The sequence below is a fragment of the Rhodococcus sp. Chr-9 genome (assembly GCF_000801125.1).
Classification (GTDB): Bacteria; Actinomycetota; Actinomycetes; order Mycobacteriales; family Mycobacteriaceae; genus Rhodococcus; species Rhodococcus pyridinivorans.
The window spans coordinates 232,129-247,053 of sequence record NZ_JTIZ01000043.1 but is presented as its reverse complement, the minus strand read 5'-3'; the positions used below and the strand labels follow the sequence as shown (position 1 = coordinate 247,053).

Annotated in this window: 13 protein-coding genes and 2 tRNA genes; 3 read left to right on the top strand and 12 right to left on the bottom strand. The window is 67.3% G+C overall.

The genetic code is table 11. From position 1 onward, the window contains the following. Window positions 1-137: 137 nt before the first annotated feature. The 3 genes from QR64_RS05685 to QR64_RS05675 are packed head-to-tail and all read left to right on the top strand — an operon-like array spanning window position 138 to window position 2,549. Entirely contained in the window at window positions 138-1,268 is a 1,131-nt protein-coding gene (locus tag QR64_RS05685; protein ID WP_033098092.1) for an FtsX-like permease family protein, read from the top strand. Then, the gene (locus QR64_RS05680) at window positions 1,265-1,945 is read left to right on the top strand and encodes an ABC transporter ATP-binding protein (protein WP_006550926.1); all 681 of its coding nucleotides are present in this window, start codon (window positions 1,265-1,267) and stop codon (window positions 1,943-1,945) included. The genes QR64_RS05685 and QR64_RS05680 overlap by 4 nt, the downstream gene beginning before the upstream one ends. A gap of 31 nt (window positions 1,946-1,976) precedes the next feature. After that, entirely contained in the window at window positions 1,977-2,549 is a 573-nt protein-coding gene (locus QR64_RS05675) for a TetR/AcrR family transcriptional regulator (protein ID WP_039584440.1), read from the top strand. Between the two features lie 42 nt (window positions 2,550-2,591). Here the strand turns inward: QR64_RS05675 and QR64_RS27280 are convergent, their stop codons facing one another. From QR64_RS27280 to QR64_RS05620, 12 genes are all read right to left on the bottom strand, one after another. After that, the gene (locus tag QR64_RS27280; protein ID WP_037217364.1) at window positions 2,592-2,807 is read right to left on the bottom strand and encodes a hypothetical protein; all 216 of its coding nucleotides are present in this window, start codon (window positions 2,805-2,807) and stop codon (window positions 2,592-2,594) included. 99 nt (window positions 2,808-2,906) lie between these two features. Further along, window positions 2,907-2,979 (bottom strand) — tRNA-Ala (locus tag QR64_RS05670). A gap of 137 nt (window positions 2,980-3,116) precedes the next feature. Further along, window positions 3,117-3,190 (bottom strand) — tRNA-Ile (locus tag QR64_RS05665). A gap of 69 nt (window positions 3,191-3,259) precedes the next feature. Further along, a complete protein-coding gene (locus QR64_RS05660; RefSeq protein WP_039584439.1) occupies window positions 3,260-4,522 on the bottom strand; it encodes a DUF3566 domain-containing protein in 1,263 nt (420 codons plus the stop codon). Continuing rightward, entirely contained in the window at window positions 4,523-7,027 is a 2,505-nt protein-coding gene (gene gyrA / locus QR64_RS05655) for a DNA gyrase subunit A (RefSeq protein ID WP_006550923.1), read from the bottom strand. Window positions 7,028-7,175: 148 nt separating this feature from the next. Beyond that, window positions 7,176-8,009 (bottom strand): MHYT domain-containing protein, encoded by an 834-nt coding sequence (locus tag QR64_RS05650; RefSeq protein ID WP_039584437.1) that lies wholly within the window; start codon window positions 8,007-8,009, stop codon window positions 7,176-7,178. Between the two features lie 133 nt (window positions 8,010-8,142). Next, window positions 8,143-8,982: an MHYT domain-containing protein gene (locus tag QR64_RS05645; RefSeq protein WP_024102548.1), complete on the bottom strand. Its 840-nt coding sequence runs from the start codon at window positions 8,980-8,982 to the stop codon at window positions 8,143-8,145. A 146-nt stretch (window positions 8,983-9,128) separates the two neighbouring features. Then, on the bottom strand, window positions 9,129-9,941 hold the full coding sequence (locus QR64_RS05640) for an MHYT domain-containing protein (RefSeq protein WP_006550920.1): 813 nt from the start codon (window positions 9,939-9,941) through the stop codon (window positions 9,129-9,131). Continuing rightward, entirely contained in the window at window positions 9,941-10,495 is a 555-nt protein-coding gene (locus QR64_RS05635; protein ID WP_024102547.1) for a GTP-binding protein, read from the bottom strand. The genes QR64_RS05640 and QR64_RS05635 overlap by 1 nt, the downstream gene beginning before the upstream one ends. 13 nt (window positions 10,496-10,508) lie before the next feature. After that, window positions 10,509-10,883 (bottom strand): DUF742 domain-containing protein, encoded by a 375-nt coding sequence (locus QR64_RS05630; protein ID WP_006550918.1) that lies wholly within the window; start codon window positions 10,881-10,883, stop codon window positions 10,509-10,511. A gap of 13 nt (window positions 10,884-10,896) precedes the next feature. Next, window positions 10,897-11,313 (bottom strand): roadblock/LC7 domain-containing protein, encoded by a 417-nt coding sequence (locus QR64_RS05625; protein ID WP_006550917.1) that lies wholly within the window; start codon window positions 11,311-11,313, stop codon window positions 10,897-10,899. Further along, window positions 11,310-14,804: an ATP-binding protein gene (locus tag QR64_RS05620; RefSeq protein WP_052227201.1), complete on the bottom strand. Its 3,495-nt coding sequence runs from the start codon at window positions 14,802-14,804 to the stop codon at window positions 11,310-11,312. Before QR64_RS05620 ends, QR64_RS05625 begins: the two co-directional genes overlap by 4 nt. Window positions 14,805-14,925 lie beyond the last annotated feature (121 nt).

Below are 14,925 nucleotides of genomic sequence, written 5' to 3'. Positions count from 1 at the left end.
CAGAATACTTCCCTCACCTGCGATTACTACCCCATGTAGTAACTATCACCGAATATAACGACAGAGCGTCGGTAAGATATCGACGTGCCGTCGAGAAGATTGGGCACATACCCGGTCCAGCCCACGAAGGACTCCACATGTTTCTTGCCATGCGCGAACTATGGTTCGCGCGCACCCGCTTCCTGTTGATGGGCGCCGTCGTCGCGCTCATCTCGATCCTCATGGTGATCCTGTCCGGTCTGTCGTCCGGTCTCGTCGTCGACGGCGTCTCCGCACTGCAGCGCACACCGGTGCAGGCATTCGCCTTCGCCGAAGGAACCAAGGCCGACTCCGCATTCTCCCGATCCGTGGTCACGGAAGACCAGGCCGACACCTGGCGTGCCCGCCCGGACGTCGCTCGCGCCGAACTGTTCGGCAACACCATCGTCAACGCGAAAACCGAGAGCGGGGTCCCCGTGGACCTCACACTCTTCGGCATCCGGCCGGGCTCGTTCCTCGAACCCTCGGTCTCCGAGGGGGCACCGCTCGGTGGTGACACCGATGTCGTCCTCAGCGACAGCGCCCGCGCCACCGGCGTCGAACTCGGCGACACGATCGTCGTCGATCGTCTCGGTACCCGGTTGGACGTCGTCGGGTTCACCTCCGACAAGCGCACCTTCGGTCACGTCGACGTCGCCTACCTTCCCCTGAGCACCTGGCAGGAGATCCACGCCGGTGTCCGGCTCGGTGAACAGGTCCCTCCGAGCGCGTACACCGAAGCCAGTGTGGTCGCGATCGAGGGTGTGGACGGAGCACTGCCCGATCTCACCGCGGGTGACGCAGCAGCCGGTACGACAGCGAAGACCCTGGAGGAATCGTTCGATTCCTCCCCCGGCTACAGCGCCGAGATGATGACGATGTCGATGATCACCGCCTTCCTCTACGCGATCTCAGCCCTCGTCGTAGGAGCGTTCTTCACGATCTGGACCGTGCAGCGCAGCCGTGAGATCGCCGTCCTCCGCGCCATGGGCGCCTCCACCGGATTCCTCCTGCGCGACGCCCTCCTGCAGGCCGTGATCGTGCTCGTCGGCTCGGTCGCCTTCGGTGTGCTCGTCGGTCTCGGACTCGGGTCGGGCCTCGAGGGCAGCGGCATGCCTTTCGTCCTCGAATCCGGCCCCGTCGCTCGAGGTGCCGTTCTGCTCGTCGTCCTCGGCCTGCTCGGCGCCGCCCTCGCCGTGGTCCGCATCGTCCGTGTCGATCCGCTCGCTGCCCTGGGAGAGAACAGATGACCGTCACCACCTCCACCGGCCTCGCACTGTCCGACGTCTGCCTGTCCTTCGGCGACGGCGACAGCACGGTCCACGCCCTCGATCACGTCGACCTGGGCGTCGAGCCGGGTGAACTGGTCGCCGTCGTCGGGCCGTCCGGTGCCGGCAAATCGAGTCTGCTGGCGGTCGCCGGTGGCCTCGGCCGACCCACTTCCGGCACCGTGAGTGTCGACGGTATCGAGGTGACCGCACTCGACCCGCGGGCGACCGCGAAGCTGCGCCGAGAGCGGGTCGGGTTCGTATTCCAGTCCGGCAATCTCCTCCCCGCCCTGACCGCACGCGATCAACTGCTCCTCGTCGAGAAGATCGCCGGACGCCCCGGACGGAACCCTGACGAGCTGCTCGCCTCGGTGGGTATGGAGCACCGCGCCCAGCGGCGACCCGGGCAGCTCTCGGGCGGTGAGCGTCAACGTGTCGGCATCGCGCGGGCCCTGATGGCCGAACCGTCGTTGTTGCTCGTCGACGAACCCACCGCCGCCCTCGATCGGAAACGCAGCCACGAGGTCGTCGAACTGCTGGCACGGGAAACCCACACCAGTGGAGTGGCTACGATCATGGTCACCCACGACCACGAAATCCTGCGGCACTGCGACCGCGTGCTCGAAATGGTCGACGGAAGACTTCGACCACACGACTGAACGGTCGACAGCCGAACGAGGAGGGCCGGCGGTGCCGAAAATTTCCGCAGCGACGGTCGCGGAGCACCGCGCAGCGCAGCGCCGTGCCCTCCTCGACGCGGCGCTCGAACTCCTCGCCGAGAAACCGGAACAGGCACCCTCGCTCGGCGACGTGGCGCGTCGTGCGGGTCTGGCCCGGTCGAGCGTCTACAACTACTTCGATTCGCGCGACGACCTGCTGCACGCGGTCGTCGTCGACATGTTCCCGCGCTGGAACACGCGCGTGGTCGAGGCGATGGAGAAGGTGTCCGATCCGACGGAGCGGGTGCTGACGTACATCGACGTCAATCTGCAGCTGGTCGCCGAGGGAGAGCACGCGATCGTCGGTGCTCTCGCCGCTTTCACCCCTCAGGCGTTCAGTGACGAGAGCATGCACGCCATGCATCAGGACCTCGTCCTCCCCCTCGTCGAGTCGCTGCGGGTCCTCGGAGTCGCGGATCCCGAACTCGATGCCGAGCTCGTCACCGCGCTTGTGCACAAGGGAACGGAATTGATCGAATCCGGCCGCAAACTCGACGAGGTGCGCTCCTCGATCCGCAGGGTTCTCACCACCGCGCTCTCCTGATGTTTCACGTGAAACGGACCGTCGATCCGGGACCGTTCACGATCACCTCGGGGTGACAAGCTCCCGGAGCGGGTCACCACCGTCGACGAACAGGCGCGCATCCGGCCGTGTCGCCGCCGCGATCCGCTCCAGAGCAACCCTGCCGGCTTCGGGTGCCGACCGTCGAGTGCACCGACCCTGATCCAGCACACGTAGGTGCGGCTCCAGCGGCAGCGCCGCGACGATCTCGGCGAGTCGCGGAGAGAGGCGAGGCGTCACCCTTCGAGTGTGGAATGTGGGCAGACGGGCCGAGGCAGCAACAGAGAAAGGGCGCTTCCGAAAGATCGGAAGCGCCCTTTACCTGCATTCATGTGATTGTGGAGCCTAGGAGATTCGAACTCCTGACATCTGCCTTGCAAAGGCAGCGCTCTACCAACTGAGCTAAGGCCCCGTCCGCCGCGTCAGCGACTGGGAACCGCGTGCCATTCGTCTTCGCTCCGAAGCATGCGAGCGATTCCGAGAACGATCAGAATCCCGGTTCCCACGAGCGCGAGAACCCTCATTCCGATCATCCTTTCGGCACGGGAGTGGGCCTAGGAGGACTTGAACCTCCGACCTCTTCGTTATCAGCGAAGCGCTCTAACCGCCTGAGCTATAGGCCCTCGAACCGAGATGGNCCCCACCGGGGTCGCCGGAAACAAATCGCCTCGGCGGGGCAGCGTTCCGGCGGGTCAATCCGGGTCCGCGAGGGTGGCCTGAACGCCGCCTACGAGATCGGTGCAGAGGTTGTAGATGAACGCACCGAGGGTCGCGAGAGCCGTCAGCAACACCGTGTTGGCGATGCCGATGATCGTCGCGTAGCCGAACACCTGGCCGGCCGAGACGAGCGCACCGCTACCGGCGTCGGAGACGATGTCGGTGAACGCACTGTTGAGGCGTTCCCATACCCCCATGCCGGCCAGCACGCCGTAGAGTAGGCCGACCGCGATCATCCACACGAAGAACAACGACACCGAGATCACCGACGAGATCTTCAGCATCGACCAGGGGTCGATACGGCGGATCTGCACGGTGGCCCGCAGCGGTCCGGCGGCGGGGATCGCCGTGGGCACCGCGGTGGTGGCGGGGGCGCTCACCTGCGGGGTCTCCCCCGTGCTCGGCGAACCGGTCGACGGATGCTTCACTGCGGACAGATCCGGCAGGTCCTTGGCGAGATCCTTGCGTTCGATGTGCCGTGTCGGGCCGTCGATTACCGCGGACTTCGCCTTCGCTGCAGCCGCCCGGTCGCGCGTCCCGCGCGCGGCGTCTCCGCCCCCGGCCGGGCTAGCTCCTCCGGCGGCATTGGGAGCCGCTGTGCCGGTCACGACGGGACGCGTCGACGGCTCCGGGCCTCCGGCCGCAGAGCCCTTGGCCGAGGCCCCAGCGGGGCGCTGAGGCGCTCCACCCTGCTTGGACAGACCCTGACCCACACCCGGAACGTTCGTCTGCGGAGCGTTCTGCGGGGAGCCCGACTGCGCCGACGCCGCTCCCCGCTGCCAGGGAGGGGTCGGGCCGCCGGAGCGGGGCATCTGGGCGGTGCGTTGCTGACCTGTGGCCGGCTGATCGGCCGCAGCCGATCCGTTCTTACCGTCCGATGAGGCACCACCGGACTTCTGGGAGCCGCCCTGAGCAGGCGTGTCCTGCGCCGCCTTCGCCGTCGGCTCGGCGGCCTTCCGGCCTGCTGCCGGCTGCTGGTCGGCCGGACCCTGCACGGGTGCCGGGTCCGCTGCTCCCGCTGCGGGAGCGGACGAACCCTCCGCCGGTGCCCCAGGAGCCTGCGAAGGCTGGGCCGGTGACGACTGCGACGGCCGGTTCTCCGGCGCCGGTTTCTGCTCCGAGGCCGGGCCCTGCTGCGTGCCCTTGTTCTCGGGCTTCACCTCGTTCTCTGTACGGTCCTCCGGCTTCCGACCGGTTTGCCCGCGATCGGCCCCGTTCGGTCCCTGGGGAGTGCTCACTTACGACTCCTTAGCTCCGGCTGCGTCGGCTTCGTCCGGCTCGTCGGCGTTGCGCGCGATCGCGAGCAATGTATCGCCCTCGGCCAGGTTCATGAGCCGCACGCCCTTGGTCTGACGGCCTGCCTTGCGCACCTGCTTCGCCGCAGTGCGGATGACACCGCCGCTCGAGGTGATGGCGTACAACTCGTCGTCGTCCTCGACGATGCGCGCCCCGACCAGGTTGCCACGCTTGCGGTCGTACTGGATGGTCAGAACACCCTTACCGCCGCGACCTTGGACCGGGTAGTCCTCCATCGGGGTGCGCTTGGCGTAACCACCCGAGGTCGCGACCAGCAGGTACGTGCCCTCCTTGACGACGTTGAGCGAGAGCAGCTTGTCCTCGCCGTTGAACCGCATGCCCTGCACACCGGAGGTCGCGCGGCCCATCGGACGCAGCGCCTCGTCGGTGGCCGAGAAACGGATCGACTGGCCCTGCTGCGAGACGAGCAGCAGATCGTCCTCGGCGGAGCACAACACCGCGCCGACGAGCTCGTCGTCGCCGCGCAGGTTGATCGCGACGATGCCGCCCGAACGGTTGGAGTCGAAGTCCGACAGGCGCGACTTCTTGACCAGGCCGTTGCGGGTCGCGAGCACCAGGTACGGCGCATCCTCGTAGGTTTTGAGGCGGATGACGCCCTGGATGCGCTCGTCGGGCTGGAAGGCCAGGAGGTTCGCGACGTGCTGACCACGCGCCGTGCGATTCGCCTCGGGCAGCTCGTACGCCTTCGCGCGGTAGACGCGGCCCTTCGTCGTGAAGAACAGCAGCCAGTCGTGCGTGGACGTCACGAAGAAGTGCTTGACGATGTCGTCCTGCTTGAGCTCGGCGCCCTTGACGCCCTTGCCGCCGCGCTTCTGCGAGCGGTACAGGTCGGTGCGCGTGCGCTTGGCGTAACCGGTCTCGGTGATGGTGACGACGACGTCCTCACGTGCGATGAGGTCCTCGTCGTTGACATCGCCGTCGGCCGCGACAAGCCGCGTGCGGCGCTCGTCGCCGTACTTGTCGACGATCTCCTTCAGCTCGTCGCGGACGATGGCGCGCTGCCGCTCCGGACGGGCCAGGATGTCCTTGTAGTCCTCGATCTCGCGCTCGATCTCGGCGAGGTCGTCGACGATCTTCTGACGCTCGAGAGCAGCCAGGCGACGCAGCTGCATCGCCAGGATGGCGTCGGCCTGGATCTCGTCGACCGTGAGCAGATCGATCAGGCCGGCGCGCGCGATGTCGACGGTCTGCGACGCGCGGATGAGCGCGATGACCTCGTCGAGCGCGTCGAGGGCCTTGACCAGGCCGCGCAAAATGTGGGCGCGTTCCTCGGCCTTGCGCAGCAGGTACCGCGTACGCCGGACGATGACCTCGATCTGGTGGTCGACGTACAACCGGATCATCTGGTCGAGGCGCAGCGTGCGCGGCACCCCGTCGACGATCGACAGCATGTTGCAGCCGAAACTCGTCTGCAGCTGCGTGTGCTTGTAGAGGTTGTTGAGAACCACCTTGGCCACCGCGTCGCGGCGGACAGTGACGACGATGCGCATGCCCACGCGGTCGGACGACTCGTCGTGGATGTCGGAGATGCCCGCGATCTTGCCGTCGCGGACCTGTTCGGCGATCGACGTGATGAGGTTGTCCGGGTTGACCATGTACGGCAGCTCGGTGATGACGATGCTGGTGCGGCCCTTGGAGTCCTCTTCGATCTCCACGACGCCGCGCATCTTCACCGATCCGCGACCGGTCGTGTAGGCATCGTGGATGCCCTGCGTGCCCGTGATCAGGCCGGCGGTCGGGAAGTCCGGTCCCTTGATCCGCTCCATGACCGCGGCGAGGGTGGTCTCCTCGTCGGCCTCGAAGTTGTCGAGCGCCCAGTAGATGGCCTCCGCAACCTCCCCGAGATTGTGCGGCGGGATGTTGGTGGCCATACCGACCGCGATACCGCCCGAACCGTTGATCAACAGGTTGGGGATACGGCTGGGGAGAACCGTCGGTTCCTGCGTGCGGCCGTCGTAGTTCGGCTGGAAATCGACCGTCTCGTGGTCGATCTCCCGCAGCATCTCCATCGCGAGCGGCGTGAGCCGGCACTCGGTGTACCGCATGGCGGCGGCGCCGTCGTTGCCGCGGGAACCGAAGTTGCCCTGGCCGTCGACGAGTGGATAGCGCATCGACCACGGCTGCGCCAGACGCACGAGCGTGTCGTAGATCGACGCGTCGCCGTGCGGGTGGTAGTTGCCCATGGTCTCGGCGACCGCGCGCGCCGACTTCACGTACCCGCGGTCGGGACGGAAGCCGTTGTCGAACATCGCATAGAGCACGCGACGGTGCACCGGTTTGAGACCGTCACGCACGTCGGGCAGAGCACGGCCCACGATCACGCTCATCGCATAATCGATGTAACTGCTCTGCATCTCCTGCTGGATGTCGACGGGCTCGATGCGGTCGTGCCCCGGCCCCTCCGGAGGCAACGTGGTGTCGGTCATGAGCTCCTTCTTCTACTCGGCTCGCACGCCCGGCTCCGGCCTTCGGCCCGACGGACGTCTCGCAACCACACGAGTCTATAGGTGCAGGTCAGCCGATGCCGAGAAGGACAGGCACTTCACAGCCCGAGATCTGTCCGGAACCGAGTTCTCACATGTGGGATCCGGTGACCGGGTCGCGGTCCACCTGCCGTTCCGCCTCCGACGCCCACTGCCCGAGCCGGGCGTCGCGCACGGCGTCCTCCGGGTCGGAGGCGAGCAGCAGCGCGGTGATCGGCACGGCCAGGACGATGATGCCGAGGACGAACGCAGGGAACAGCAGCGACATCACGGTCATGCCTTCGGGCGCGGGCATGCTCGGATCGAGGGTGACCCGCACGCCGGCCATGCCGGTGTAGTGCAGCGCCACGACCGCGCATCCCATGACGAAGGCCGCGACGACGCGGATCTCGAGACGACGCGTGCGGCGGGCCAGTGCGAGCGCGGCCGTGGAGGCGACGACACCGATGATCACCGAGGCGATCACGTACCCCGTCTCGTGTTCGATCGCGCCCCGGATGCGGATGGCGTACATGCCGCTGTAGTGCATCATGCTGACGGCGGCGCCCATGAGCAGACCGCCGATGAGCAACCGCACCGATTCGGGAATGCGGTGCTTGCTGACGTCGTGCACGTCGGCGATCCGCAGACCCACGAGGGTCGCGACGACGGCGAGCACGACAGAGAAGACGGTCGGTGCCAGTTCGTATCGGATGGTCGTACCCGGCACGGAGAAGCCCATCATGCCGATGAAATGCATGAGCCAGATGCCCACGCCGCCGATGGACAACGATGCCATGAGGAGCCACCAGTTGCCGCTGCGCCGCGGCTCTTCGAGCGACCGCCGGACACAGGACAATCCGACGAAGGAGCCCATCACAGCGGTGGCGTAGGAGAGGAGGAAAACCCACATCCCCATGGAGAAGTGGTGTACGTCGTGCGACACGTGAGGTCCTCACAGCGGCGCGCTGTCACCACCGCGCTCGGAGGGCACGCGCCACGACCTACCCGATGCGGGCTGCACCCCGACTTTCCAGCAGCGTAAGCGAGCTTATCGCGCTGTGGGTGTTCACATCACATCACCGTTTCACATGTCGCCCGTAAGGACGGGAGACCGTCTCGGGGCCGTCCCCACCGAGCCAGATCGCCATCTCCCGCTCCTGCTCGAGGTCCTGTGTGCTCGCCGATGCCATCAGAGCTACGACCGGCACCGCGAGCAGCGCGACACCGATGATGAATCCAGGGAACAGCAGGGTCATGATGGTCATCCCCTCCGGATTCGGAGCGGACGGATCGACGGTCACCGCGATCCCGGCCATGCCCGTGTAGTGCAGTGCCACCACGGCGCATCCCATGACGGCGGCGGCCGGGATCCGCACGGCCGGCCGTTCCGCGACCCGCGACAGCCACAACGCGACGATCGACGCGACGACACCGATCGCGACGGACGCCGCGACGTACGACCGTCCCTGCTCGAGTTCGCCCTGGATCCGCACCGCGGCCATGCCGCTGTAGTGCATGCCGGCGACCGCGAAGCCCATGATCACGCCGCCGACGAGAAGCCGGACATCCGACGGCAACCCACGGATCCACTGCACGTCGGTGTCGAGGATCCGCAATCCGACCAGCGTGGCCGTCACGGCGAGCGCGACCGACAGCAGCGTCAGTCCGAGGTCGTAGCGGATCGCGGAACCGGGTACGTCGAAGCCCATCATCCCGATGAAGTGCATCAACCAGATTCCGACGCCCCCGATGGACAGGGCTGCCATGAGTGTCCATCGGGTCCGGGCGACCGACGTCCATGCGTTCGCAGCCTTGCGCGCGCAGGACAGACCGGCATAGCACCCCACTGCGGACGTGATGTAGGCGAGTGCGAAAAGCCAACCGCCCATGGAAAAATGGTGAACCTCGTGCGACATGTTGCCCCCCAGGAAGCGGCACGCACGGCACATCGATCCGTGTCGTGCCGAGTAGACCGACAGCGACCCCCGACGCTGCACAGAAGACTACTCCACTTCCGGGATTTCAACCAGATATATTGACTTACAACATGTTCGGACGATATTCAGAAGGTCCGACCGTCGACGGGATCTACCGGGCCGTCGGCCGCCCACCGCTCGGATTCCTCTTCCAGTTCCGCCGCAAGACGATCCGGGGCCTGGAGCACCAGGACGATCGGAACGGCCAGCAGCAACAGGCCTACGACGAAGAGCGGGAAGAGAATGGAGAAGACCTCGATCCCACCGGAAACCACCACGGCGGGGTCGATCTCCACACGGACCGACGCGGCGGCGAGGAAGTGCACCGCGATCACGGCGACGCCGGCCAACGCGCTGCTCAGCAGGCGCTTGGGCCACGTGTCCGCCGTCTTCACCTGGGCCAGGAAGCCCACGGCCGTCGCGATCGCCAGCCCCACCGCTGCGGCGACCCAGAGCGGATCGAAGGTCAGCGATCCCTGGATCCGCACCGCTGCGAGGACCGAGAACGGCGCGCCCGCAAGGCCGGCGCCCAGCACGAGAGCACCCGTGACCGTCCGGGCGAGGGTGGCGGGAGCGTTGTCCGGGATCGCGACGAGCAGCGCCACGTACACCGACACCAGCGCGACGAGCATCGAGAACACGATGGTGACGGTGTCGAACCGCACCACACTGTCCTCGACGTTGAAGCCCGCCATCGGAAGGAACATAGCGAGCCAGACACCGACGCCACCGCTCACCAGGGCAGCGAGAATCATCCAGTACGAACGCAATCGGTCGCTGGAGGTGGTACGGACCCGTCGAGCACCGGTGACCCCGATGAACACCCCGATCGCCGAGGTCAGATAGGCAAGGACCGTGACCCACGAGCCCATCGTGAAGAGTTCGAGGCCCTCCCCCATTACTGGGTCACCGGCTGGTGCAGCTTCCGCAGAGCGTATTCGGTGACGGTGACCAGGGCCTGCTTCGCCGACTCACGTGCTCGCGCATCGATCGACACGATCGGCACATCCGCCGAGATCGCCATCGCCTGACGGATGTCCTCGAGCGGGTACCGGGGAGCATCGTCGAATTCGTTGATGGCGACGATGAACGGGAGATTGCGCGCCTCGAAGAAGTCGACGGCGGCGAAGCTCTCATCCAGGCGACGCGTATCGATCAGCACAATCGCCCCGATGGCGCCGCGGATCAGGTCGTCCCACATGAACCAGAAGCGGTGCTGTCCGGGCGTGCCGAACAGGTAGAGGACGAGGTCGTCGGCCAGACTGATACGACCGAAGTCCATGGCGACCGTGGTGGTCGCCTTCTGCGGTGTCGCAGAGAGGTTGTCGACGCCGTCGCTGGCGTTCGTCACGAGCGCCTCGGTACGAAGCGGCACGATTTCCGACACCGTCCCGACCAGAGTCGTCTTACCGACGCCGAAGCCTCCGGCGATCACGATCTTGGTCGAGGTCACGCGCTTCGTGGCGTTAGAGTTCGCGAAGTCCACTGAGGACCCTTTCAATCAGCTCACGACGCTCCGCGTCGCTCGAATCGTCTTTCAGCGTGGCCAGGATCTGTACGTGTCCGGCTTCGACGAGATCGGCGACGAGCACGCGTGCCACGCCGATCGGCACCCCCACGCGCGCGGCGATCTCCGCGACGGAGGGTGATTCCTTGCACAGCTCCAGGATCGTGGCATTGATGTTGTCCAGATCCCGGGACCGATCGTCGGTTCCCGGAATGGCCTGGATGAGCGCCTCCAACGCCAGTTCGACCGCAGGACTCGTACGTCCCGAAGTCAGGGAGTAGGGCCGGACCAGACTGGGCTGATCCGGCACGGACTCCGGCTTCCGCGATTCCATGGCCACCTCGACGTCAGGACCCTAGACCGACCCGCGGGGTGGCTTCGACCGAAGCACCCACTCGATCGACCAAGAGCGCCATCTCGTAACCGACCTGTCCGATGTCGCACTCGGAGGCGGTCAGAGCCGCCAGGTGCGAGCCGTCGCCGACGCTCATCAGCAGCAAGTAGCCGTGCTGCATCTCCACGACGGACTGCAGCACACCCCCACCGTCGAACAGCTGCGACACACCGTTGGACAGGCTGGCCAGACCCGAGGTCACCGCAGCGAGCTGCTCGGCACGATCCACCGGGAGGTGGGCGCTGGCGGCCATGAGCAGACCGTCGGCGGACACGAGCACGGCATGCGAGACACCCGGGACTTCGCGCGCGAAGTTGGAAACCAACCAGTCCAATGGACGAGCTGCGTCGGATCCATGATCAATATTCATCGAACTCCCTGTTCGTCGTTCTCGCGATTGCTGGAATTCGCCGAGGCGCGTCCGTTGCGGACACCCTGCTGATGGCGGCTCAAGTTGGCCCGGATGGCTTCCGGGTCTCGACGTCGAATGGTCCTCGGCAGCTCACCCGTTGCCGGTGCCCGAACAGCACCCGGCACCAGACGCTCGCCGGGAGCGCGCCGCGGAAGACCCGCGGTGGTGTGCTCCTCCACGGGGGACTCGGTAGCACGCTGTGCGGCTTCCCAACCCGCGTCCGCCGCGGAGTGCCACTCCCGCTTCCTGCGGTCCTCCGGAAGGCTCGTCGGGTCGACGAGCCAGTCCGACATCATCGTGGTGAAGATCGGGGTGTTCGCCGGCTGCGGACGGGCCAACGCGAGGTCGGACCGCGGCTGGAAGAACGATGCGGTCTTCGCCGAGTTGGTCCGGTAGCGATGGCGGGCCGCCTGCTGCGCGTCGCTGTGCGGCGAGACGGAGCCACCGTCGGCGATGCTCGGGCCGGAGACCGCTGCGGCCGAATCGGGTTCGGAAGCGTTGGTCGACGCAGCGGGTTGCTGCGGAAGCCCCGGCGTGCTGCCCGGCTGACGACGCGGCAGACCGGGCGTGCTTCCCGGACGACGCTGCGGGAAACCCGTCGAGGGTTCCTGCTGCCGACGGTCCGCATCCTGCTCGGGGGCGCGCTGTGCGTCCGGCGCGGGGGCGCGCTGGGGCAGGTCGGGACGGTTCGGTGTGTCCGGGCGACCTGCGGCGTCGCCACCTGCGAGCGGTCCCGCCGACGGCTGTTGCTGCGGCCGGTTCTGCGGAACGGACGGGGACGATCCGGAAGCCCGTCCCGGCAGGCCGGGAGTCGCGCCCGGCCGACGCTGCGGAAGACCGGGGGACGCGGGTCGCTGCTGCGGGGCGGGTGCACGATGCGCCGAACCCTGCTGGGGCTCACGGACCGGCAAGGACTGCGACTGCTGGGAGTCCGTTGGCGACAGGCCCGGTGTGGCACCGGGACGACGCTGCGGAAGACCCGAAAGCCCTTCCCGGCGAGACCGATCGGCGTCGGGTCGTGGCCCGGCACCGTTGCGGCCGTCGCCGTTGCGGCCGTCGAGCGGGTGACCGTTGGTCTCGTCCGGCCCGCGACGAGGACCGCGCGGAGGCAGCGACGACGCGAAGGCTGCTGCGGCGTCCGGCTCGATCCGGCGCGGCTGCGGCGACCGGGGTGGAGTCGGGAGACCAGGCGTCTCGCCCGGCTGACGCGTGGGCAGACCCGGAGTTCCACCCGGGCGACGCTGCGGAAGACCCGACGGGCCGAACTCGCGGGATGCCGGCGGTGCCTGATTGTCGCGCTGCGGCTCGTCGCGTCGCTCGTCGTCGTAGGACGGCTCCGCATCCCATGCGGCGGAAGCGCTCTCGTCGACATCGACGGCGTAACCGTTGTTCGCGTAGCCGTTGTCGTAGGCATCGTCGGACTCGTCCGCACGGACATCGTCGGCGGAGTCGAGCGGCTGCGAGGACGCGTACTCGTGCCGGTCGTCGGCCGCGGGCAGACCCTGCGGGGCGACGGGCGCCGAGAGCGCCTGCGGTGCCGAGTACTCCTCCGCTTCGATCTCGATGCGCGGCTGGGGACCGGTGTGCGACAACGCCAACGGGGAGACCAGCAGGACGTCCGGGATGTGGACGCTCGCGGTGATACCCGGGTTGCGCGCGGTGTCGAAGGTCGGGCGCAGGCGCACGGTGAGACCGTGCCGCTCGGCCAGTCGCGAGACCACGAACAGACCCATGTGGCGTGCGGTGTCGGGACCGACCTCGCCGCCCTTGGCGAGACGCTGGTTGATGGACTCGAGTTCGTCGGCCGGGATACCGATACCGCGGTCGGCGATCTCGACGAGCAGGCCACCGTCGACGGCTCGCGCGAAGCTGAAGGTGACGTTGCTGTCGGGCGGCGACGCGCGCAGCGAGTTGTCGACCAGCTCGGCGAGCAGATGCACGATGTCGGTCGCGACCGCGCCGCTGAGGGCACCGTCGGGAGTCGAACCGATCTGCACGCGCTGGTAGTCTTCGACCTCCGACATCGCGGCGCGCAGGATGTCGCCGAGCTGCACGGGCGCGGAGTGACCGCGGCGCGTGCGGGTACCGGAGAGAATCAGCAGGTTGTCGCCGTTCCGGCGCATACGCGCGGCGAGGTGGTCGAGGCGGAACAGGCTCTCGAGTCGGGCCGGATCCTTCTCCTCGTACTCGAGTCGTTCGATGAGGCCGAGCTGCTGCTCGACGAGCGACTTGGAGCGACGTGCGAGTGTCTCGAACATGTCGCTGATCTGCAGGCGGAGGTGTGCCTGCTCGCCGGCGAGACGCAGTGCCTGCCCGTGCATGTCGTCGACGGCGCGGGCGAGCTGACCGATCTCCTCGGTGGTGTGCACCGGGACTCGGGTGAACTCGATATCCTCGATGTTGTCGCCGACCTTGATGCGGTCGATGGCCTCGGGCAGCTCCTGCCGCGCGACCTTCAGCGTGCCGTAACGCAGGCGGCGGATCGGGCCGACCAGTGAGCGGGACACGAGCAATGCGAGCACGAGGGCTGCGAGCAGGGCTGCGAGCACGATCGCGGTGTCGCGGAGAGCGGCCGAGCGGGTTTCCGCGGCGCGGTCCCGAATCGTGGTGCTGACCTGCGACGACGCTTCGTCGATGATGGTGCCGTAGATGTCGACACTGTTGAGCAGCGACGCGCGGATGTCGAGGATCGGGAGCGGACCGGAACCGGCCGCGTCGACCATGTCGGCACGTTCCTGGACGCCGGCCCGCAGTTCGGCGATTTGCTGATCGGCCATCAGGTAGGAGCGGGCGAGCAGGTCGAGCATCGCGAGCTCGGCGCCGGAGGCGGACACCAGCGCGGTGCCCGGCTGGGTCGGGTCGTCGACCAGCTGGAGCAGACCGAGAACCTGACCGAAGAGGTAGCGCTGCGAGTACCACGCGTTGATCAGCTGGTCGCCGTAGCCGATGATCTCGCGATCGTCGACCTCGCCGAGGATGGCCTCGACGACACGGTTGAGGCTGTCGCGCACCTCGTTGGTGACGGCACCGATCTCCTCGATCGGCACCGGACCCGCCTGAATCTTCGTGTAGAGCGACTGGGCCGTGGCGGCGGTGCGGCTGAGGTCGGCGGCCACGGCGGGATCGAGCTCGGGGTTCTCCGTGATCGCGGCGATCGTGCCGAAAGCGTCACCGAGAGCCGCCATTTCCTCGGGGGTCGCCGTTCCGACCGCGGCATCCGCGGTGGCGGTGGCGAACGCCGTCGAGAAATCCACGATGTCCGGCACGGCTGCGACCTGATCGGCCGCGGACGAGAAGTGGACGGCGTTGCTGAGCTCGTTCTCGACCCGAAGACCACCGAGGACCATTGCCACAGTCACGGGGACAGCGAGAACGGCGGTGACCTTCCTGCGAAGACCCCACCCCTCGATGTTCCACCACCGCTGCTGGGGCGGCGACTTGTCACTCATGGATCACAGCTCTCCTTCCACCCCGTCCGCGCCGGGCGACGAACACCAGTCGGCACTGCACTCCGTTGAGCGCGTTTTCGATCGAGTGCAGTCGAACGAGACGTTTCGGGTGAGGGCACCA